This is a genomic window from Hymenobacter elongatus (assembly GCF_004745955.1).
Taxonomy (GTDB): domain Bacteria; phylum Bacteroidota; class Bacteroidia; order Cytophagales; family Hymenobacteraceae; genus Hymenobacter; species Hymenobacter elongatus.
This window is the reverse complement of sequence record NZ_SRLD01000002.1, coordinates 75,300-97,005: the sequence shown is the minus strand read 5'-3', so window position 1 is coordinate 97,005 and position 21,706 is coordinate 75,300. Positions and strand designations below refer to the sequence as shown.

Annotated in this window: 19 protein-coding genes; 16 read left to right on the top strand and 3 right to left on the bottom strand. The window is 59.8% G+C overall.

Translation table 11 applies throughout. The features are described from left to right. Positions 1-58 precede the first annotated feature (58 nt). The 8 genes from E5J99_RS01800 (at position 59) to amaB (ending at position 9,478) form a co-directional block, all read left to right on the top strand. Positions 59-1,546 (top strand): T9SS type A sorting domain-containing protein, encoded by a 1,488-nt coding sequence (locus E5J99_RS01800; protein WP_167851935.1) that lies wholly within the window; start codon positions 59-61, stop codon positions 1,544-1,546. A gap of 155 nt (positions 1,547-1,701) precedes the next feature. Beyond that, on the top strand, positions 1,702-2,385 hold the full coding sequence (gene deoC / locus E5J99_RS01795; protein ID WP_135496002.1) for a deoxyribose-phosphate aldolase: 684 nt from the start codon (positions 1,702-1,704) through the stop codon (positions 2,383-2,385). 1 nt (position 2,386) lies between these two features. Beyond that, a complete protein-coding gene (locus E5J99_RS01790) occupies positions 2,387-2,914 on the top strand; it encodes a sporulation protein (protein ID WP_210114394.1) in 528 nt (175 codons plus the stop codon). A gap of 140 nt (positions 2,915-3,054) precedes the next feature. Further along, positions 3,055-4,338, top strand: a complete 1,284-nt coding sequence (locus tag E5J99_RS01785; protein ID WP_135496001.1) for a M20 metallopeptidase family protein — start codon at positions 3,055-3,057, stop codon at positions 4,336-4,338. Between the two features lie 29 nt (positions 4,339-4,367). Then, the gene (locus E5J99_RS01780; protein ID WP_135496000.1) at positions 4,368-5,183 is read left to right on the top strand and encodes a hypothetical protein; all 816 of its coding nucleotides are present in this window, start codon (positions 4,368-4,370) and stop codon (positions 5,181-5,183) included. A 250-nt stretch (positions 5,184-5,433) separates the two neighbouring features. After that, positions 5,434-5,877, top strand: a complete 444-nt coding sequence (locus E5J99_RS01775) for an Hsp20/alpha crystallin family protein (protein WP_135495999.1) — start codon at positions 5,434-5,436, stop codon at positions 5,875-5,877. Between the two features lie 200 nt (positions 5,878-6,077). Beyond that, positions 6,078-7,583, top strand: coding sequence for a Do family serine endopeptidase (locus E5J99_RS01770; RefSeq protein ID WP_245318670.1), 1,506 nt, complete (start codon positions 6,078-6,080; stop codon positions 7,581-7,583). Between the two features lie 296 nt (positions 7,584-7,879). Continuing rightward, complete coding sequence (amaB, locus tag E5J99_RS01765) at positions 7,880-9,478, top strand: L-piperidine-6-carboxylate dehydrogenase (protein WP_135495998.1); 1,599 nt, start codon at positions 7,880-7,882, stop codon at positions 9,476-9,478. Positions 9,479-9,721: 243 nt separating this feature from the next. Here amaB and E5J99_RS01760 read toward each other — a convergent pair whose 3' ends face one another. Beyond that, positions 9,722-10,261 carry a hypothetical protein gene (locus tag E5J99_RS01760; RefSeq protein ID WP_135495997.1) on the bottom strand — a complete coding sequence of 180 codons (540 nt, stop codon included), beginning with the start codon at positions 10,259-10,261 and terminating at the stop codon, positions 9,722-9,724. A 197-nt stretch (positions 10,262-10,458) separates the two neighbouring features. Between E5J99_RS01760 and E5J99_RS01755 the strand changes: the two genes are divergently transcribed. The 5 genes from E5J99_RS01755 (at position 10,459) to E5J99_RS01735 (ending at position 14,363) form a co-directional block, all read left to right on the top strand. Continuing rightward, a complete protein-coding gene (locus E5J99_RS01755; RefSeq protein ID WP_135496096.1) occupies positions 10,459-11,022 on the top strand; it encodes an RNA polymerase sigma factor in 564 nt (187 codons plus the stop codon). A 102-nt stretch (positions 11,023-11,124) separates the two neighbouring features. Further along, positions 11,125-11,865 (top strand): hypothetical protein, encoded by a 741-nt coding sequence (locus E5J99_RS01750; RefSeq protein ID WP_135495996.1) that lies wholly within the window; start codon positions 11,125-11,127, stop codon positions 11,863-11,865. Continuing rightward, on the top strand, positions 11,862-13,112 hold the full coding sequence (locus E5J99_RS01745; RefSeq protein ID WP_135495995.1) for a hypothetical protein: 1,251 nt from the start codon (positions 11,862-11,864) through the stop codon (positions 13,110-13,112). Before E5J99_RS01750 ends, E5J99_RS01745 begins: the two co-directional genes overlap by 4 nt. 140 nt (positions 13,113-13,252) lie before the next feature. Continuing rightward, positions 13,253-13,804 carry a PPC domain-containing DNA-binding protein gene (locus tag E5J99_RS01740; protein WP_245318669.1) on the top strand — a complete coding sequence of 184 codons (552 nt, stop codon included), beginning with the start codon at positions 13,253-13,255 and terminating at the stop codon, positions 13,802-13,804. A gap of 31 nt (positions 13,805-13,835) precedes the next feature. Beyond that, positions 13,836-14,363 carry a DUF4442 domain-containing protein gene (locus E5J99_RS01735; protein WP_245318668.1) on the top strand — a complete coding sequence of 176 codons (528 nt, stop codon included), beginning with the start codon at positions 13,836-13,838 and terminating at the stop codon, positions 14,361-14,363. 118 nt (positions 14,364-14,481) lie between these two features. Here E5J99_RS01735 and E5J99_RS01730 read toward each other — a convergent pair whose 3' ends face one another. Further along, complete coding sequence (locus E5J99_RS01730; RefSeq protein ID WP_135495994.1) at positions 14,482-16,038, bottom strand: DNA integrity scanning protein DisA nucleotide-binding domain protein; 1,557 nt, start codon at positions 16,036-16,038, stop codon at positions 14,482-14,484. A 133-nt stretch (positions 16,039-16,171) separates the two neighbouring features. Continuing rightward, positions 16,172-16,978: an energy transducer TonB gene (locus E5J99_RS01725; protein ID WP_135495993.1), complete on the bottom strand. Its 807-nt coding sequence runs from the start codon at positions 16,976-16,978 to the stop codon at positions 16,172-16,174. Positions 16,979-17,087: 109 nt separating this feature from the next. On the opposite strand from E5J99_RS01725, the gene E5J99_RS01720 reads away from it, so the two are divergent. The 3 genes from E5J99_RS01720 (at position 17,088) to E5J99_RS01710 (ending at position 21,665) form a co-directional block, all read left to right on the top strand. Next, a complete protein-coding gene (locus E5J99_RS01720) occupies positions 17,088-17,528 on the top strand; it encodes a RidA family protein (RefSeq protein ID WP_135495992.1) in 441 nt (146 codons plus the stop codon). Between the two features lie 31 nt (positions 17,529-17,559). Continuing rightward, on the top strand, positions 17,560-19,764 hold the full coding sequence (locus E5J99_RS01715; protein ID WP_167851934.1) for a TonB-dependent receptor: 2,205 nt from the start codon (positions 17,560-17,562) through the stop codon (positions 19,762-19,764). A gap of 68 nt (positions 19,765-19,832) precedes the next feature. Beyond that, positions 19,833-21,665, top strand: coding sequence for a MutS-related protein (locus E5J99_RS01710; protein ID WP_245318667.1), 1,833 nt, complete (start codon positions 19,833-19,835; stop codon positions 21,663-21,665). The last annotated feature ends 41 nt before the right edge of the window (positions 21,666-21,706 follow it).

The window sequence follows — 21,706 nt, the reverse complement described above, 5'->3', positions numbered from 1 at the left end:
GGCTACTACGGCCGATGACAACGGCAACGTGTATATGTTCGGGTCATTCTCGGGTACAGTGCAGTTTGGCAGCATTGCCTTGGTAAATGGTAATGCCGCTACCAGTCGTCTCTTTATTGCCAAATGGAGTAAAGCCAGTAATGCATTCGTGTGGGCACAGGCTATAAATGGTAGCAGCGCTAATATCTATGCGAATGGCCTGGCAGTCAACGGCAGCAACATATATCTTACAGGTTACTTCGCACAAGGCACCGTACAGTTTGGGACTATTACGTTGACTTTGGCGAGTTCTTTTCCAGCCAAAGCGTTATTTGTAGCCAAGCTTACAGATGCCGGTACCACAGCGAGCTTCACTTGGGCGCAGCAGTCTGCCAGCCCAAGCACAGGGGCTATTACAAGGCTCGGCTCAATCGCCGTGGCTGGTGCTAATGTGTATGTGGCTGGCACGTTGGGCGGCACCATTGACTTTGGTGGCGGAAACCTGAGTACATCCACGCCGAATGATGTCAACGCAGATACTGAAGGCTTTATCGTTAAGCACACGGATGCCGGGGCCACGGGACGTTTCGTATGGGCCCAACAGGTCGGCGGGGCATCGAGCGACTATATTACCAAAGTAGCCGTGGGCAGCGCTGGGCGCGTTTACGTATGTGGCTCGTTTGATAGTCGGGCTAACTTTGGGCCCCTGAGTCTGACCAGCGCAGGGGGCGAGGATGGGTTTATTGCTAAACTCACGGATAGTGGGACCAGCAGCAGCTTTGCGTGGGCCCAGCGCCTGGGCGGCACCGTGACAGACGCAGTAAGAAGCATGGCTGTGAGTGGCCCAGCGGTATACATTACGGGCCAAGCTCAACAAGATGCTGATTTTGGAAATATTCGTCTGAGTAATTCAGGCGCAGAAATGTTTGCGGCCAAGCTCACGGATAGCGGGACCAGCAGCAGCTTTGTCTGGGTGCAGGCCGCTTACGCAGATGCTGTTGATATAGCCGTCAAGGGTACAAGTGTTTATCTAATCGGTAAGACCCGTTTTCCAGGGTATTGGGGCACAATTTACTCCCCGCATTACACCGGAGAGATGTATCTGGCCAAGATTAGGGATAGTGGTACCACCAGTGTCTTTAGTTGGCTGCAGACCACTAGCCAAAGTTTTAATCTGACTGCGAGCAGCCTAGTCGTAAGTGGGGCAGATGTATATGCCAGTGGCCTGATTGCCGACTACGCCACGTTTGGATCTATTCCCAAGGTTACTACGGCACACTTGCAGGCGTTGAGCTTTCTGGCCTTCGTTACCGACAATACGTTACTGGCCAGTAAGGCTGCGTCCCCAGTGCACTTAGGCATCTACCCGAATCCAGCACAAGGGTCAGTGCATGTGGTCAATGCCGGTGTAGCCACCCAACTCAGCTTACTCGATAACCTAGGTCGCGCAGTACGTCAGGGCAGCGGCACCACGCTGTCTGTGCAGGGCGTTGCGCCAGGATTCTATATGCTACAGGCCACTACTCCCGGCCAAGCTACCCGTACGGCCCGCATACTGGTAGAGTAGTGTGGGCGGCCTTATCTTTGTGCCGGGCGGTTTGCCCCGCCCCAGGAACTCACCACCGCTTCCAGATCCGGCCAGCCGGAAAATGAGTAGTATTAAGTGGCAGGCGGCTTTGTAAGAAGCTGTCTGCCACTGTTTGTTTTACTTTCCACCGCTCTATGAGTCAAAAATCTACCAATGAATTAGCTGCCCGCATCGACCACACGTTGCTGCGGCCTGATGCTACCGAAGCCCAGATTGCCCAGCTTTGCACGGAAGCGGCCCAGGCGCGGTTTGCCTCCGTTTGCGTACCGCCCTGCTACGTGCGCTTTGCTGCCGAGCGGCTGCAGGGCTCCGGCGTACCAGTTTGTACCGTGGTGGGCTTTCCGCTGGGCTACCAGATTACCAAAGTCAAGTTTTTTGAAACCCACCAGGCCCTGGCCGACGGCGCAATGGAGATTGATATGGTTATCAACGTGGCCGCTTTTAAGTCGGGGCGGCTGACGGAGGTGCAGGATGAAATCGGGCAGCTAGCTGAGCTGTGTCACGTCAAAAAAGCCATTCTGAAAGTCATCATTGAAACTGCGCTGCTCACGGACGAGGAAATTATTACGGCCTGCCAACTATGCGAATCGGCGGGAGCTGACTTTGTGAAAACCTCCACCGGGTTTGCCAGCCGGGGCGCCTCCGTGGAAGATATTCGGCTGATGCGCCGCCACTTGCCAGCGCATATGCGTATCAAAGCGGCCGGGGGCATTCGGACGCGCACGGCGGCGCTGGCTTTGGTTATGGCCGGGGCCGACCGTCTGGGTTCTTCGAATAGCCTAGCTTTGCTGGAAGAAAATGATATACCTGCTTCGTAACGTGCTTTTGTTCTCCGCTTTGTTATCGTTGGCGGCCTGCGCGGCCACGGCTCCGGCCGCTACCCGCGCCGTGGCCGCTCCTGATACTACCCGCAAGCCGGCCGCACCGGTGTCGGAAGATATTAGCCGGTTTCGGCCGGTATTCTCGCCGCCCAAGGTGGTGGCTGCGCTGCCCAGCGCGGCCAGTCGCCCGCTGGTGACTCCTGCCAATCAGGTGAATGCTCAGGTAGAGCAGCGCCTGCGCGACCAGGCCTACACCAACCAGAATGTGAAATACGCGCAGGGCTTCCGCATCCAGGCCTACGTAGGGTTGGAGCGCGAGCAGGCCATGGCGATTCGTCGGGCCATTATCAGCCGCTACCCCGAAGAAACGGACTACCTCACCTTCAAGCAGCCTATCTTTCGCCTCTGGATCGGGGACTACCTAACGCGCCTGGAGGCCGAGCAAGCTATGTTGCGCATCCGGCCGCTGGCACCCAAAGCCGAGCTGGAGCCCGCGCAGGTAGTGCTCAACAAAACCTCCTTTTAACGTAAGCGCATCACTCGTTTTCTGTTTCTCCAAATCCGTTGAGGCCTGCTGCCCGCTGAAATAGTTGGTGCTGGCAGCAAGGCCTTCTGATGGGTTTACCAGGGAGTCAGAGAAGAATAAACAGGTTCTACTTTCTATTTATGCAAGACTTGCTTTCCCGCGTTAAAGCCCTCGCCGCTGACGGCGCTACCGATATCGTTGCTTGGCGGCAGCATTTGCACGCCCATCCGGAGCTATCCTTCGAGGAAGTTGCTACCGCTGCTTTCGTTACGGAGCAGCTGCGGCAGCTGGGCTTGCGGCCGCAGTCGATGGCCAACACGGGCGTAGTGGCCCTAATAGAGGGCCGGAACCCGGCAAGCCGCACCGTGGCCCTGCGCGCCGACATGGACGCGCTGCCCATTCAGGAGCAGAACGATGTGCCGTATAAGTCGACGGCCCCCGGGGTGATGCACGCCTGCGGCCACGATGTGCACACGTCATCCTTGCTGGGCACAGCCCGAATCCTGACGCAGCTGCGCAACGAGTTTGAAGGGACCGTGAAGCTGATTTTTCAGCCCGGCGAAGAGCGGCTGCCCGGTGGAGCGGCGCTGATGATAAAAGAAGGCGTACTACAAAATCCGACTCCCGCCAGTGTCCTGGGCCAGCACGTATTCCCGATGCTGCCCGCCGGCAAGGTGGGCATGCGGGCCGGGCGCTACATGGCCAGCACCGATGAGCTCTACCTGACCGTGCGCGGCAAGGGTGGGCACGGGGCCATGCCCGAGCAAAATCTCGACCCGGTGCTGGTAGCGGCTCATATCATCGTGGCGGCCCAGCAAATTATAAGCCGGCGCGCCAGCCCCAAGATTCCGTCGGTGCTGTCCTTCGGTAAAGTCATTGCCAATGGCGCCACCAACGTTATTCCCAACGAAGTCTATATCGAAGGCACGTTCCGGACCCTGAACGAGGAGTGGCGCCGCGAAGCCCACGGCCACCTGCGCAAGCTCGTAGAAGGCCTGGCCGAATCGATGGGGGCTACGGCCGAGCTGGAAATCCGCCACGGCTACCCGTACCTGGAAAACGAGCCCGAGCTGACGGCCCGCACCCGCGCCGCCGCCGAAGCATACCTGGGCATAGAAAACGTAATTGAGCTGGACCAGTGGATGGCGGCCGAAGACTTTGCCTACTATTCCCAAACGGCCGATGCCTGCTTCTACCGCTTGGGTACCCGCAGCGAAGATGGCCGCAATGCCTCGTCGGTCCACACGCCCACGTTCGATATCGACCCCAAAGCCCTGGAAGTAGGTCCCGGCCTGATGGCTTGGCTGACCCTGCAAGAGTTGGCGGCTACCATGGCTCAAAACAGGGCCACTGGCACAGTGGCTACCGCCGAAATGTCCGCTGCCGGAGCTGCCGAGCCGGATGGGATGAAATCTCATGTATAAGAACTAGTTGTGGCTTCTGGCTGCCCTGTATGAACTATATAGCGTCTTTTGGAGCTGCCGTCCTGATAGTGCTCAGCTTTTCGGCCCAGGCCCAGCGGAACAGCGTAAATAACACTTTGCTACTGCCGGAGCTGCAGGCCGAAGTTGCCCTGCACGATGACGATTACCTGCTGGTAAGCGTGCAGGGCCCCACGCGGATCGGCGGCTTTGATGGTACCCAGCTCGATCGGCTTGGCCTGCAGCTGGCTTACGAGAAGTTCTGGAGTGAGCGGTGGAGTGGGGGTGCTACGCTGCGCGGAGCCGCTTACGGCGTGTATCGGGGAGGCAGCGACGTGCAGCGCCTCTACGTCGACGGCACGCCGGAGCTGTTTGTGCGCCATTGGAATACATGGGGCAAGTTCAACTTCCGGCAGCGGCTGGGTCTGGAATACACGTTTCTGTCCGATCCGTTGGCGGAGGGCCGGGCAGTGACCCGCCTGCGCCTCGACTTGGACCGGGTGTTTGCGGTTGGCAAACTAGCGTTGCGGCCCCGTCTGGCATACGAGGCGTTTACCTACCTGCGGTTTCAGCGCGAAGAAACCGAACCCAAAGAGCGGATTATCGACTTTGGTGCCCTGCGCGCCGACCTAGGCATTCGCGTGTCGCCGCACCTGGATCTGACGCCGTGGGTGGCGAGCAACACCGCCTACCGCTTTGTGCTGGAGCAAACTGACGTGGACGGTAACGTAGTCGTGCCGGGAGGTAAATTCAATTCGATTACCCCCGTAGTTGGCCTCGACATCCGCTTCACTATTTTTCGTGGCCCTGGCGTCTTCGAGCGGCGTCAATTACCGACGCAACACTAAGTATAGGACTGTTTAAACGAGTTGCGTTGCCAAAATGGCATAGTGTATAGTTAGTGCTATCGTTTGCTTGAGGGTGCTGGGTGAAGTTTTGTCAAGGTGATTTGCGCTGTGGCGGCACGCTGTAGGTTACGTAATAGACATTCTGCCATTGCTTGCCTGCGTTGGTTCAAGTGGTATAGAATTTATGGAGTAGAGGTGTGCCGAAGCCGGTATCAGCGAGTTTAAACCTCCACTTTACTTTCTCACTACCATGGCAACTATCCTGTATAACAACCAGCCTGCAGTGCGGCCTGCCCGCGCACTCAATAAAGTACTCAACGAGTTGTTGCGCGACAAGCTGCCCACTGTGGCCGAGCCCACCCAGACCTTTGTGCCGCTGGCCGACATTCTCGAATCGGAGCAGGGCTTCGAGGTGCACCTGGCCGTACCCGGCGTGCCGAAAGAGGATATGAAGATTGACTTTCAGGACGGGAATCTCGTAATTAGCGGAGAGCGAAAAGCCCCGGTAGTCTCGGACAACGGTCCAACGTTCCGCCGCATGGAAATGGCCTACGGTACCTTCACCCGGTCGTTTCGTCTGCCCGAAACGGTTGAGATTACCGCTATTGAGGCCCAGCTTACACATGGAGTACTTCGCCTCAAGCTGCCTTTCGACAGCAAGAAGGTGACGAAACATCATATCGGGATTCTATAATCGCCTGGCAGTCTGCAAAAAAAGACATCCGGCGTGGTGTCTTTTTTGTTGGCGTACGTGTTGTAGATAAAAAGCGACCTGATGCAACCCTATACCAGCGGGCGCATCTCATGCGTTAAGGATATGCCGGGTAGGTTACTCCTTGCTTTTCTACAGTAGCTTCAACCGTTTCCTTTTCTAAAACCATCTTTTTATTCCCCATGCAAGCAAAACAAATGATGCTCGGCCTGCTCGGTTCCGCCATTCTGGGTGGCGGTGTAGCCGTGGGTGGGTATAAGCTGCTGGAGCCTGAGCAAGCCAATGCCAATCAGGTAGTAGCGGCCGACCCCAATGTGCGCTACACCAGTGAGTTGCGCAACAGTAACTACGTAGTGCCGGAAGGTCTCAACTTCGTGGCGGCGGCCTCGTCGGTAACGCCCGCCGTGGTGCACGTCATGACGGAGTACGCCCCTAAAATGGGCGGTAGCGGCAACGGCCAGCGCATGGACCCGTTTCTGCGCCAGTTCTTCGGCGACGACTACGACCAGCATCACTCGCCCCAGGCTGGCCCGCAGATGGGCTCGGGCTCGGGCGTTATTATCGCGGCCAACGGCTACATCGTCACCAACAACCACGTGATTGATAAGGCCGATAAGATTGAGGTCGTGCTCGACGATAAGCGCAAGTACAAAGCTGAGCTGGTCGGCACCGACCCCAACACCGATTTAGCCCTGCTGAAGGTGGATGCCACGAGCCTGCCTTTCGTGCGCTACGGCAACTCCGACAACGTGAAAGTAGGCGAGTGGGTGTTGGCTGTGGGCAACCCGTTCAATCTGAACTCGACCGTAACGGCTGGTATTATATCGGCCAAGGGGCGCAACATCAACATTCTGCGCCGTGAGGATAACATGGGTATCGAGTCGTTTTTGCAGACCGATGCCGTCGTAAACCCCGGCAACTCTGGTGGGGCGCTGGTGAATCTGAATGGTGATTTGATTGGTATCAACTCGGCCATTGCTTCACGCTCGGGCGCTTTCGAAGGCTACTCGTTTGCGGTGCCCAGTAGCATCGTGAGCAAGGTAATCGACGATTTGCTGAAGTATAAGGTCGTGCAGCGCGCGCTGCTGGGCGTCAACATTCGGGAAGTGGACGCCACGCTGGCCTCGGAGAAAAAGCTGGCGAGCCTGAATGGCGTGTACGTAATGGGCCTGAGCAAAAACAGCTCGGCGGCCGATGCTGGCATTAAGGAGGGCGACATCATCACCGAAATCAACGGGGTGAAGGTGAACACGTCGTCGCAGCTGCAGGAGCAGGTGGCGCGCTTCCGCCCTGGCGACAAAATCAAGGTGGCCTTGCTGCGCGGCAGCGACCCCCGCACGGTAACGGCGACGCTGCGTAACTCCACCGGCACCACCGACATCATCCGGGAGGAAATAGCCAAATCCATTAAATATGAAGGCGCTACGCTGGCTCCGGTGTCGAAGCAGGAGATGAATAAGCTTGGCATTGAGGGTGGCGCTAAAATCAGCGGCGTCCGGAGCTCCAACTTTAAAGCAACCGGCATCGACGACGGCTTCATTATCACCCGCATCGACAAGAGCAAGGTGAGCAAGCCCCAGGATGTGCAGCAATACCTGGAAGCAGCCAAGGAAAACCAGGGCGCGCTGGTCGAAGGCGTGTATCCCGACGGCCGCAAAGCCTACTACCCCATCGGGCAGGCGGAGTAAATAGCTTGTTTTTTAGCATTGAAAAAGCCTCGTCAGCTAGCTGGCGAGGCTTTTTTGTGGTACTCAGCACGGCGAGGAGGCAACATCAGTGGCAGATGTAGTACACCAGCTGCTGGCACCAGATACGTCGGTAAGCAGTGGGAGCCGCAGGGTCGTTTCTGAAGCTTGTGCCCACCCACACCCGACCTCATGATGCTTACTAGGGGTTTGCCGCGCCCGGCCCGCGCCTATTTGTTAGCTTTACGCCCCGATACCTTTCCCCCCTTTCTGAACTTCACTTCCCACCCTTACTCCACATGAAACAGGCCTTCGAAGAAGCTACCGCCACTGGCACCAACGTACAGGAACACGACTCACACGGCATCCGGCAGGTGTTGCGCGAGCTGGGCGTAGAAGCCGAAAATGCCGCCTACAGCACTGGCCTGCAGTGGGGCGGCGCGGCCAACGAAAACTCCCGGACCGTGTATTCGCCCGTCGATGGGCAGCTGATTGCCACGGTGCGCCTGGCGACTACCGCCGACTACGACGCGGTAGTAACAACGGCCCAGGAAGCCTTCAAAAGCTGGCGACTGGTGCCCGCACCCAAGCGGGGCGAAATCGTGCGCCAGATCGGCAACAAGCTGCGCGAGTATAAGGAGCCGCTGGGCAAGCTGGTGAGCTACGAGATGGGCAAACTGCTGCAGGAGGGCCTGGGTGAAGTGCAGGAGATGATTGATATCTGCGACTTTGCCGTGGGCCTTTCGCGCCAATTGCACGGCTTCACGATGCACTCCGAGCGTCCGGCGCACCGCATGTACGACCAATATCAACCCCTGGGCATCGTGGGCACCATTTCGGCCTTCAACTTCCCGGTGGCCGTGTGGAGCTGGAATGCTATGCTGGCCGCCGTGTGCGGCGATGTGAACATCTGGAAGCCGTCCGAGAAAACGCCGCTGGTAGCCATTGCCGTGCAGCACATCATCAAGGACGTATTGCGGGCCAATGAGCTGCCGGAGGGGATTTTCAACGTGGTAATCGGCGAAGCTGAAATCGGGGCCGCTATGGCCGCCGATCCGCGCGTGCCGCTGGTGTCGGCTACCGGCTCGACGCGCATGGGCAAGAAGGTAGGAGAAGTGGTGGGGGCCCGCCTGGGCCGCGCGCTGCTGGAGCTGGGGGGCAACAATGCCATTATTCTGACGCAGCATGCCGACGTAGCCATGGCCATGCGCGCCGTGGTATTCGGGGCCGTGGGCACGGCGGGGCAGCGCTGCACTACCACGCGTCGCCTCATTATCCACGACTCGATTTATGAGGATGTGAAAAGCCGTTTGCTGGCTATTTATCCCAAGCTGCCCATCGGCAACCCGTTGCAGGAAGGCACACTGGTCGGCCCGCTGATCGATAAGCAGGCCGTGGAAATGTTCACCAAGGCCCTGGCTGCCGTACAGGCCGAAGGTGGCACGCTGCTCACCGGCGGCACCATCCTGACCGGCGACCAGTACCCAACTGGCACCTACGTGACGCCGGCCTTGGTAGAAGCCCGCAACGACTACCACACGGTGCAGGAGGAAACCTTCGCGCCGATTCTGTACCTGATTAAATACAGCGGCAGCGTGGAAGAGGCTATTGCGCTGCAAAACGGCGTGAAACAGGGCCTGTCATCGTCCATCTTTACCCTCAACATGCGCGAGGCCGAAGCTTTTCTGTCCCAGACGGGCTCCGACTGCGGCATTGCCAACGTGAACATCGGCACGTCGGGGGCAGAGATTGGTGGAGCTTTCGGCGGCGAGAAGGAGACCGGCGGCGGCCGCGAGTCCGGCTCCGACGCCTGGAAAGTGTACATGCGCCGCCAGACTAATACCATCAACTACTCCGATCAGCTGCCGCTGGCCCAGGGCATCAAGTTCGACGTGTAGTAGCGGCGTAAGCATAGCAAAAAGGCCCGTCCGAATATCCGGATGGGCCTTTTTGTTGGACGACTTACCGTGCGGCGGACCGCAAGTATTGAGAACGTCATGTTGACCACCGGGAGACATCTTGCATGCTGATGGTGTAGAATTAATCTGATTATCATGGCACGCGAGATGTCTCCCGGTAGTCGACATGACAGTCGAAAAAGCAGAGAATCTCAGTCAACGCACTGCTGGACAGACTTGAGCTTACTGCTGGCGAATATGCACGTCGCCGTGGCCTTTGTAGATGAGCGTGCCGTCGGCTTTGTAGAGCACGTAGTAGAGGCGGTATTTTTGCTCTTTGGGGAACGTGGTTTGCGGAAACTGGAACGCAAGCTCGGTGCCTTTCGCTAGGGTCTGCTCGTTGGTCGACATCACCTTGTAGTTTTTATCGACCCATATCAGCCGCAATGTGCCTTCGATGGCCAGGTTGGGGCGGAATATGCCCACGCCGTCGGGTGAGATTGGGTTGGGGTAAAAGCTCATGTCGGTCGTAACGCCGGTTTGTGGGCCGTCCAGGTTCACGACCACGGGCAGGCTGAACAACGCCTTTTCGCGGCTGTTCCACTGCGCGTCGGCGGTCCAGTCGGAGGGGTCGGTGTAGGCCATCGGCACGTTGTTGGCGTTGCGGTAGGTCACGCCTTCTCCGGGGCCGAAGTCGATGGTAGAAGGCTCCGCTTCGTTATCTTTTTGGCAGCCGAAGGCCAGGGGCAATAAAAGCGTCAGGAGCAGAACTGTTTTTCTCATAAACTGGGTTAAAACCTATTGAAAAGCTCCGTAAGGTAGCGAACCGGCCGCGTAGGCCACAACTTGGGAACCAGCGTGCAACTTTCGGGCCCGTGGGTTGTCTTTCTGCTGCTTATCCGTCATCACTAGTCGCTTAGCCAGGAAAGTTGGACATTCACGATTCTCCTGATTCGAATACTTCGCCAACCAACGAGCATATGGAGGCATTTGCGTACACCGACATCAACGCCCCGCTAGTGGAGCGCTGCCGCCTGGGCGACCGGCGGGCCCAGGCCGAAATTTATAAACGGTATGCCAAGGCCATGTTTAATGCCTCGCTACGCATCACCGGCGACTACGCCGAGGCCGAGGATGTGCTACAGGAATCGTTTCTGAGTGCTTTTCGGGAGCTGCACAGCTACAAAGGCGACTCTTCGTTCGGTTCCTGGCTCAAGCGTATCGTTATCAACAAAAGCATCAATTGCCTGCGAAACCGCCGCCTGCAGCTGGTGCCGCTGGCCGACCAGCATGACTCGGCGGGCCCCGAAGCCGAGAGTGGCGAGTTCGACTCGGAGGAGCTGGGCTGGCGGGCTGATGTGGTGCGCCGCTGCGTGCAGGAGCTCCCCGACGGCTACCGCGTGGTGCTGTCGCTCTACCTGCTGGAGGGCTACGACCACGCCGAAATTGCCGGCATCCTGAACATCACCGAATCGACCTCAAAATCCCAGTACAGCCGCGCCCGCAAAAAGCTATTGGAGCTGGCCCGGCAGCACGGTCTCTAATTAACCCAACGACTCGACAGAAGGCTGCTGCTGGCCGCCACCCGCTTTATGGGGCCCGCAGGCAAACAGCTCTAAGAAGGAAACGTGCGAATAACCACCTGTATGAAACATGTCAAACCTGGTCTTGAGGACTTCGTTGAGCGCCACCGCGCCGACTTCGATACCTTCGAGCCCCGCCCGGATTTGTGGGATGCCATTGAGCGTGACCTGAGCGCGACGCCTGGCGTGGCGGTCGACGAGGCTCCTTTACGCATCGTGAAACTGCAGCCCGAGGCAGATCTTACTTCTCTGAGTATACTTGCCCCCCGCCGCCACAACTATGGCGTGGCAGCTGCTATAGCCCTGCTGATACTGGCTGGAATCGGGGCCGTTTGGTCGAAATCGGAGCAGCGCCTGGCCTGGACTCGTGCGGCTTCGGCTCCGCTGGTGTTGAGCCAAGAGCCGGAAGCCCCGGCGACTGATATAACCAACTTCGAGGCTTCTACCGTCGGCATCGAAGCGGCTAGTCCGCAGCAGCGTCTGGCCGTGGCCGTGCAGCGTATGGAAGGCTACTACGCCACGCAGATCGGGGAGAAAAAAGCGGAAATCGGGGCGCTGAACGTGCCCGCCGCCACGGCCCCGGGTGCCGACTGGAACCGGGAGCTGGCTACGCTGGACTCGACGTACAACCAGCTCAAAACCGAGCTTTACCGCAACCCTGAGCCCGATGTGGTGCTGGAAGCGATGAACCGCAACATGCAGATTCGGCTCGATATTCTCAACCAGCAGCTGCGCTTGCAGGAGCGCATGAAAGAATACACTGCCGCGCCAAATGCGGTGGTCAACAGCACCCGTAAGCCATGAAAACCAGCCCTCTGAACCCTCACACCACATGGCGGCATCTGCTACTGGCTGGGGTGAGCTTACTACTGGGCACCACAAGCGGATTTGCCCAGAAATCGACGGGCGCTTCCACGAACTACCGGCACGCCCCCGAGTCGGAAACAGAGACCGTCTGGCTGCAAAACGGGCCGGTGCAGGAGCCGCCGCAGGCCGGGCAAACCGGCCCGCATCAAGGGCCGCATGAGGACGCCAGCGCGGTGCCGGCCGTGGAAAAAAACCGTAAGCTCAGCCGAACCTACGCCGCTGCCAACCGGCCCTATAACCTCGAAACCCGCTACGGCCGCGTCCAGATCAATACCTGGAGCCGGAATGAAATTCGGACCGATGTGGACATTATCACGCGGGCCGACACGGAGGAAAAAGCCCAGCAGCTGCAGGACATGATTCAGGTGCAGATGACGGATGCTGATGCTGCTACCGGCGGTATCTCTTTCCGGTCAAAGTTCGGGGCCATGCCACGCGAGTGCTGGAGCCGCACCAAGCTCTACGAAGTAAACTATACCGTGTGGCTACCCAAAAACACCCAGATTCGGGTGTACAATACCTTCGGTGACATCAGTATTCCCAATGATCTGACCGGCTCGACCGAACTGGCCGTGGAGTATGGCGCGTTGCGGGTAGCTCGTCTGGAGGGTAGTCAGAATTTGTTGCGTGTTGGCAACGGGCAGGGCGCAATCAGCTACGTGCGCAAGGCCAGCATTGATGCCTCCTACTCGAAGCTGCGCCTCGATGCGGGCCAGACCGTGGATTTGCGCAACAACCACTCCGATATCGACGTGGGCACGGTGCAGGATCTGACGATGCACAGCAAATACGGCGACGTGGCCCTGGGCACCGTGCGCAACCTGAGCGGCTGGTCGGGCTACTCCAAGTTCAGCATCGACAAAATCAGCGAGCGGCTGGACATGACGGTGCAGTATTGTCCCTCGTTTGAGGTGCGCAACACCGGCCGCAATTTCCGGCAGATCAATGTAGATGGAGGCTACAGCACCATTCTACTCAACTTTCCCGATGGCGCGGCTTTCAATTTCGACGTAAATACCCAGCACGGTAAGCTGCTGCTCGACAAGCGGCTGGTGCGGGTAGATTCGGAAGAAAACAGCCCGTCGTCGAGCGACATGCAGGGGCAGTTTGGGGTGATGTCGGTGCGTAAGCCGGCCAGCGTCAATATAAAAGTGCGCTATGGCGACGTGCGGTTCAACCGCTAGCCTGCTAGCCCGCCATCATCGTCGCATTCCTTTGAAAAGAGCCGGCCCCGCCGGCTCTTTTTTTATTGCTTATTCTTGCCGGCCCGTGCGGCCGCTATTTCTTCCGATGCGGCGCAGGGCTTCACTTTTGCCACGCCTTAATGCGTCTTGTAGTTTCGTTGCTCATCCTGGCGCTGACCACTTCAGCCGCCGTAGCCCAACAAGCCATGTCACTTACCGCCGCCCCGGTTGCGTTGTCTTCCCCGATGCGCACGTACGCGCTGCGGTTGGGGCCAGGTCAGGATCTACGGCAGCAGCTCGCGGCCTTCACGCAGCAGCACCAGCTCAAGGCTGCTGCCATCGTGACCTGCGTGGGTAGCCTGACGACGACGACGCTGCGGCTGGCTAACCAAAACGGCCCCACCGTGTACAAGGGCCACTTTGAAATTGTGTCTCTGGTGGGTACGCTCTCCGTAAATGGCAGCCATCTGCACCTCGCGGTGGCCGACTCCACCGGGCGCACCGTAGGCGGGCACTTGCTCGATGGCAACCTCGTGTATACGACGGCGGAGCTGGTTGTCGGCGTGCTGGAAGAGCTGGATTTTCGGCGCGAACTGGACCCGGTTTCGACCTATCAGGAGCTAAAAGTGTACCCGGCTGCCAAGCCGGCACCGGGCCAGTCGGGGCGGCGGGCTTCGCCCAAAAAGCCCTAACTTCCGCCTCCGGTCTTCTCCGGCCTTGCTTATGCTACCTTCCGAAACTGCTTCCCTGGTGCCCGTGCCCACCGATATGCCCCAGGCCGCCGCTTTCCGCCGCACAATTTCCAACCCGCTAAAGCTGCGTCTGTTTATGCTGCGCAGCTTGCCGATGGCCTACCTGGCTGGGTTGCGGATACGGGAAATCACGCCGGCGCGGGCTACGGTGACGGTGCCGTTTAAGTACCTGACCAAAAACCCGTTTCGCAGTATCTATTTCGCCTGCCTGAGCATGGCCGCCGAAATGGCCAGCGGGGTGCTTGCCATGATGAATACCAGCAGCGGCGCGCCCGTGTCGATGCTGGTGGTAGGCATGGAAGCGGAGTTCTCCAAAAAAGCCGTGGGCCTGATTGCCTTTACCAGCGAAGACGGCCTGCGCATTGCTCAGGCTATTGCCGAAAGCCGCGCCACCGGCGAGGGCCGCACCGTGGTTTGCACCAGCACCGGCATCGATGAAAGCGGTGATACCGTGGCTGTATTCCGCATCACCTGGTCGTTTCGGGCCAAAAAGCAGTAGGACGCCGCGTCAGCCGGGCGGTAGCTCGGGCAAGCTGACAGTTGGCAGCGAAGACCCAACAAAAAAGCTTCAGCACCCTGATGGGCGTTGAAGCTTTTCTCGTTTTCCGGACCTCTGACTACTCCCGCTCGTGCAGGTTGTCCTTGGTAATGACATCGACTAAGCCGTCTTCGCTGACGACGATGGCCATGCACGGATACGGGCTGCTTTCCACGTAGCGGATGGCCGAGTTGTAGCGGGCCCCGCGGGTGCTGGTGCCGTGGCCCGACGCCTTGCCGTCGAGAATAACACCAATGGAGTAGCAATACGATTCCGGATCGACGAGCACGGCCCCGTCGATGGCCGTAACCAGGCGGGTGATGAGCGGAGTGAGCGGCACGGGCTCGATAAGGGTGCATTGCAGCTTGAGACGGTCGGCTTCGGCCAGCGCTTCCGTTGTGACGACGACCAGCGTACCGTGCTTCTGGCGGCTGGCTTCGAGCACTACATCCCACAGGCGCTCTACTTTTACTGGGTCGGTGAGGGCGAAGATGCGGCGCAGGTCTTTGCGAAAGTTGACCCGGTTTAGGCGCGGGCGTGGCAGACTGGGCTGGCCATAGTGGCTGCGCATCAGTACCTTACCATCGTGCTGAAACTCCCAGGCGTAGTGCGTCACGAAGTTGATCATGAACAGATCTTCGCGGCTGGCGTCGTAGGTGCCTACCATGCGGCCTAGGGCATACACGTTTTCACCATCGGCCAGCAGGCTTACGTCGGCCGTGGTCATTTCCAGCAGCTTGCGCACGGCGCGGTAGTCGGTGAGGGGCGTGGGGCAGGTGAGGGCAAATACTTCCTCCAGATTGGGGTGGCGGCGGTGGCCCAGCAGCAGCTTCCCCACTCCTTCGGCACCCTCGTAGCGCAACGACGAAATGGTGTTGCAGGTGGCAAACAGCTTGGCCGTGGACGGAATGATGCCCAGCGCCTGAGCGGGCGTATCCATGAGCAGCTTGCCAGCGGCCCGCACCAGCTCGTCGGTGTCGCGGGGGCGCACGAGCATGCCGGAGCCCGGCTCGGGCTCCGTCAAGGACTTGACGCACTCCTCATGAAAGCGCAAAACCGTGGACAGCACCAGCGACGGGGCCAGCGGCCGGCCATCGGTGTAGTAGCGGTCGGGCTGCAGCGACTGGTGCACCCGCAGCGCCTTGCGGTTGACCTGCAGCACCGTAATGACGTAATATTTGCCGATCAGAATGGGCCAGCCGGCAAAGAACTGACTTTTGCCGGGCACCGCGTCCAGCGCTTCCTGAATAGCCAGCCGCAGCCCCAGGCCGTGGTAGCGCCGTCGAATGGTTTCCTCCGTCATGTGCTCCCGGTCGGAGGAAGGCCAGTTTTCGGTGCCTTGCAGCTCCCGGCCCCGCGCCAGCACCTGGCCGAAGCTCTGGAAGTCGAGGCCGCAGTCGGTCGGCTCCAGGCAGACTATCAACTCGGTTTGCTTGCCTTGTTCCATGGGAATGCCAATCAGAAGCACCCGGGGCTCCAGATCCTCATCGATGGCGTTAAAAATGCCCTCGGCCATAGCCTGGGCAGCCTGCTGAAAGCGCGCCTGATACGGCCAGATGGTCAGCGGGCCGGCAACGGGCGGCGCGGGAAGAAGAGCAACCGGCGGGGCGGATAGGAGCGGCAACGGGGCAAGCATACGAAACGAATAGGAAGCAGGTAGAAGAAAGGAGCGAGTAGGCGGCACGACTACACCCAAGCCGGAAAGGTGCCGTGTTCTTGTGCAGTGCTACAGAATGCGCCGTAGCTGCCGCCGGAAGAGGGTCAGAGTCTTAGAGTAAGTGGAAGAGAACCGGCAGAACCATCTTTTGCTTTACCGGCTGCCCCTGATACAGGGCGGGCTCCCATTTGGGGGCGGCTTTAATGAGGCGCAGGGCTTCCTCGTCGCAGCCCGCGCCCAAGCGCTTCACCAGCTTGGCATCGGTCAGGGAACCGTCTTTCTGCACCATGAACTCGACCATGACTTTGCCCTGCACGCTCTTTTTGCGGGCCAGGGCGGGGTAGCGCTGGTTTTTCTGGAGCCAGTCGAAAAAAGCGTCGGTGCCTCCCACGGGCCGGGCGGGCTGATCGGCCTTCACTACTGTGAGGCCGGTGGCGCTTACTGCCGGCTTGCTTTCCTCCCGGTCGAGCGTCATGGGGGCGGGGCCGCCGGCACCCAGGGGCAGGTTGAAGGTTATCGGAATCGTGACCCGCTGCCGCACTTTGGCGCCTTTGTTTTCGGCCGGTGTCCATTTGGGCCCGCCTTTTATCAGCCGCAGGGCCTCGGCATCCAGCACCGGCGACACTGGTGTCTTCACCGCTAGGGAGGATACGCTGCCTGACTTTTCGACTACGAACGTTACCTCTACGGTGCCTGACTGGCCCCCTTGCAGCGCAGCGGTAGGATACTGCTGGTTTTTCTCCAGGTAGTCGGCATAGCCCTGTAGGCCGCTCACCGGCACGGCGGGCTTGGCCACGGCATCGTAGATTTCGTCGGGCTTGGTTTTGGGGTATTTCAGCTTCTGCTGGGCCTGGGCGGTGGCAAGGGAAGCGGCGCTTAGCGCAAGGAGCAGAATGAGGCGGCGAATGGTGATTAACATATTACAGCAGGGTTAAGGGGAACAGCTCCGGCAAAATGCAACAACCGCACCAGCTCAAAAACGGACGATTTAGGTACGAATTGCGTTTGAATTCGGTATTTTTGACGGTATGCAACCTGACGAAACCTCTACCGCGCACAATTCCTCCCGGGCTCCCGAGCCCGTGGGACTTTATCCGCACGCCCGTCGCGTGGGCAATCTGCTGTTTCTGTCGGGGGTAGGCCCCCGGCAGCGCGGCCAGAAAGCCATTCCCGGCGTCGAGCTGACGGAAGATAACGAAATCCGGCGCTACGATTTCGAAAGCCAGTGCCACGCCGTATTTGCCAACGTGCGCTACATTCTGGAGGAGGCCGGTTCGCGCTGGGAGGACCTGGTGGATGTGACCGTCTTTCTGACGAATATGAAGGATGACTTTGCCGCGTACAATCGGATCTATGCCGAGTACTTTCAGCACAACCAGCCCTGCCGCACCACAGTGGAAGTGAACTGCCTGCCCACGCCCATTGCCATCGAGCTGAAGTGTATTGCGGTAGTAGGAGAGGGAAAATAGATTGTTGCCAAGCGTCAGAAAAAAGAAGCTCGTGAAGAAAACGCTGCTGTTGGTACTGATCAGCCTGGTTGGCCTGGGTCAGGCGCGGGCGCAGGTGGGCCGGCCCGATACGCTGCGCATCATTGGGCTGGATGAAGTAGTTATTTCTGCCAACCGCGTGCAGGAGCGTAAAGCCGATATTCCCCAGCAGATCGACGTGCTGCGGGCCACCCAGATTCGGCTGCAAAACCCGATGAATACGGCCGAAGCCTTGGTGAATACCGGGCAGGTGTTTGTGCAGAAATCCCAGTTTGGGGGCGGTAGCCCGGTGCTGCGCGGTTTCGAGGCCAACAAGATTCTGCTGGTCGTGGACGGGGTGCGGCTGAACAACGCCATCTACCGGGCCGGCCACTTGCAGAATATTCTGAGCACCGACGCAAATTCCGTGGAACGCATCGAAATCCTGAGCGGCGCGGGCTCGGTAATTTACGGCACCGACGCGCTGGGCGGCGTTATCAGCATCCTGACCAAGAACCCCAAGCTGGCCGATAGCGCCGCTACTGGGCCCCGCGTGCACACTAGCAACCTGCTGCGCTACGGCACCGCCGCCCACGAGAAAACGCTGCATACCGACCTGAGCTTGGGCTGGCAGAAAATTGGCCTATTCACCAGCATCACCGCCTCCGACTTCGACGACCTGCGCAAGGGCCGCCGGGGCTACCAGTCGTTTCCCGGCTTCGGCGACAACCTGCGCTACGTGGAGCGCCAGGATGGCAAGGATGTGGTGGTAGAAAACGACAATCCGAATATCCAGCGGCAGTCGGGCTACCGGCAGCTCGATATCCTGCAAAAAGTACTTTACCAGCCCAGCGCCGGCCAGCAACACACCCTGAACCTGCAGTACTCGACCACCTCGGACGTGCCTCGCTACGACCGGCTGCAAACCTACCGCAACGGCGCGTTGCGCTACGCCGAATGGAGCTATGGCCCACAGCAGCGGTTTTTTGCCAGCTACCAATACCAATACTCGCGGCCCACGCGCTTCTTCGACATGGTCCGCTTCACGCCCGCCGTGCAGCAGGTAGCCGAAAGCCGGCTGGTGCGCGACTTTGGCAAAGACCTGCGCAACGAAAACCTGGAGGACGTGCGCATCGGGTCGGTCAATCTGGATTTGTTCAAGGAAATCGGGCGGCATGAGCTGCGCTACGGGGCCGAGGCCACACACAACCGCGTGGAGAGTGTGGGCCGTCAGGCCAACATTCTGACCGGACAAACCACGCTCATTGCCACCCGCTACCCCAACGGCTCGACCTACGCTACTACGGGGGCCTACGCTTCGCACCGCTGGGAAATTACGCCCCGGCTGATTCTCTCGGACGGCTTGCGCTTCAGCGCGGTGCGGTTGCGGGCGAATTTCAACCCGGAGTTTTTCAAGTCCAGCGTGCTGAATTCCGACCAGTCTTCCTCGTCGCTCAACGGCAATCTGGGGCTGGTCTGGATGCTGCCGGCGGGCTTCCGGGTGAGTGGGCTGCTGTCGACCGGCTTCCGCAACCCCAACCTGGACGACGTGGGTAAGACCTTTGAGCAGAACAACGGCACCCTCATCGTGCCGAACCCCAACCTGAAACCCGAGCAGATTTTCTACCGCGAAGCCGAGGTGTCGAATACGCTGCCCGGCAAGCTGCACGTAGCCGTCACGGGCTTTTACAGCACGCTGACCGCCGCCGTGGTAGTGCGCCCCTTCACCATGCCCGACGGGCAGACCACCACCGTCTACAATGGGCAGACGTTCGCCACAGTGGCCAACACCAATACCGGCCGCGCCCGTATTTATGGCCTGAGTGGCCGGCTCAACGGCGCTATTGGCCCGCGCTTCACCGGGCAGGCTTCCGTGACCTATACCAAAGGCCGCGACCTGAGTACCGACGTGCCGCTGGATCATATTCCGCCGCTGCATGGCCGTGGGGCCATATCGTATCAGCACCGCAAGCTGACGGCGGAAGCTTCCGTGCTGTTCAATGGCCGCAAGGGCGTCGCGGAGTACAGCCCTTCCGGCGAAGACAATCTGATTCAGAACACGCCGGTGGGCGCTCTGGGCTGGCAGACGTTCAACCTGCGCACTACCTACCAGATTACCCAAAACTGGAGCATACAGTCGGGCCTGGAAAACATCCTCGACCAGAGCTACCGGCCGTTCGCGTCGGGCATCAACGCCAGCGGCCGGAATTTTTACCTGGCGGTGCGCTTTGAACGGTAACTGAAACCGGTACAACAATCGGGGCGGGTGAGCGTGTTACTTTTGACACGCTCACCCTTTTTTGCGTCGTGCCTCTACCATCTGCCTTCCGTCCGCTTACCGTTGCTCCGGCCGAGCTGTTCACTGAAAACCTGGCGGCCCACACCGCGCGGGAAAGCTACTTTGCCACCAGGCACCGCGCCGTGGCCTGGCTGCGTGTCGTAGCCTTTGCCGCCAGCGGCGCGGCCGTATGGTGGCTATTTTCGCAGCGGCAGCTGGGCGCTGCTTTTGCGGTAGTAGCGTTGGCTTACGCCGTTTTCTTGCTGCTGGTGCACTGGCACCGCAAAGTCGGGTACCAGCGGGAGCATTACCGCCTGCTGGCCCAGCTCAATCAGGACGAGCTGAGCCGGCTGCAGGGTAACCTGGGGGCCTTCGACCCCGGCACGCGCTACCTCGACCCCGCGCACCCCTACACCGCCGACCTGGACGTATTTGGTCCTCATTCGCTCTACCAGCTGCTCAACCGTGCCACCTCGCGCCTGGGTCACGACTGGCTGGCGGGCTGGCTGCTGGCCGGCGCGGCCCCCACGGTAATAGCACAGCGCCAGCAGGCGGTAGCCGAGCTGGCACCCGACGTGGCCTGGCAGCAGGAGTGGCAGGCCCGCGCCCGGCACTACCCCAAGCAGGACATCGACCCGCGGCGCTTCACGGAGTGGCTGCGGCAGCCCGACTTCTTTCAGGGCAAAGCCTGGCTTAAAGCCCTGCTGCTGCTTTTGCCACCGTTGGCCCTGGCCAGCGTGGTGCTGTGGCTCGTTGGCTACTCGGCGCGGCCGGTGCTGGTGGCGGTGCTGGTGCTGGGCAGCCTGAACGCGGTGTTTCGGCTGGCGCGGGGCGAGTATTTCCGGCACAGCAGCTCCATGCGCGACGCCATGCGGGCCTACCACGATCAGCTGGCTTGGTTTGAAGCCCGCGACTGGACTTCGCCCCGCCTCCGCGAGCTGCAGGCTACCCTCCACACCAGCGCCGACCACCAGCCGGCCTCGGTGCTCATTGGGCAGTTGTCGCGCATTACGGGGTTGTTTTCACTGCGCGAGAGTCCGTTGGTAGCGGCCATCTTCAACAACATCCTGCTCTGGGACCTGGGCTGTATGTGGCTGCTGGAACGCTGGAAAGCCCGCCTCGGCGGCCACCTCGACGCGATGCTGGAAGTAGGAGCCGAGCTGGAAGCCTTGGTGAGCCTGGCCGGCTTCCAGGTAGCCAACCCCGACTATGCCGTGCCCGAGCTGAGCCCCACTCCGCTGGAAGTGACGGCCGAGGAGCTGGGGCACCCACTGATTTTCGCCAGCCGTCGCATCACCAACGATTTCAGTACCGTGGGCGCGGGCCATACCGGCATTATCACGGGCTCGAATATGTCGGGCAAAAGCACGTTTTTGCGAACTATCGGCCTGAATATGGTGCTGGCCCAGGCGGGGGCCGTGGTGTGTGCCCGGCGGCTACGGCTGGCTCCGGCGCAGGTGTACACCGCCATGCGCACCCAGGACAACCTGGCCGAAAGCACCTCCTCGTTTTATGCCGAGCTGAAGCGCCTGCGCCTGCTGCTGGAGCTGACGGCCACCGGCCAGCCCGTATTCTATCTGCTCGATGAAATTCTTAAGGGCACCAACTCCCGCGACCGGCACCGGGGCGCGCAGGCCCTGATCCGGCAGCTGCACCAGCGCCCGGCCAGCGGCCTCGTCAGCACCCACGACCTGGAGCTGGCGGCTATGGCCGAGGAGCTACCCGGAGCCGTGACCAACTACAGCTTCAACAGCACCATTGAGGGCGACGAAATCCGGTTCGACTATCACCTCACGCCCGGCCAGTGCCGCGAGTTCAACGCCAGCAAGCTCATGCAGCTGATGGGGATTGATGTGCGATAAGAAGATGCTCCGAAGCACCTTCTTATCGGCCACCGGGCCTG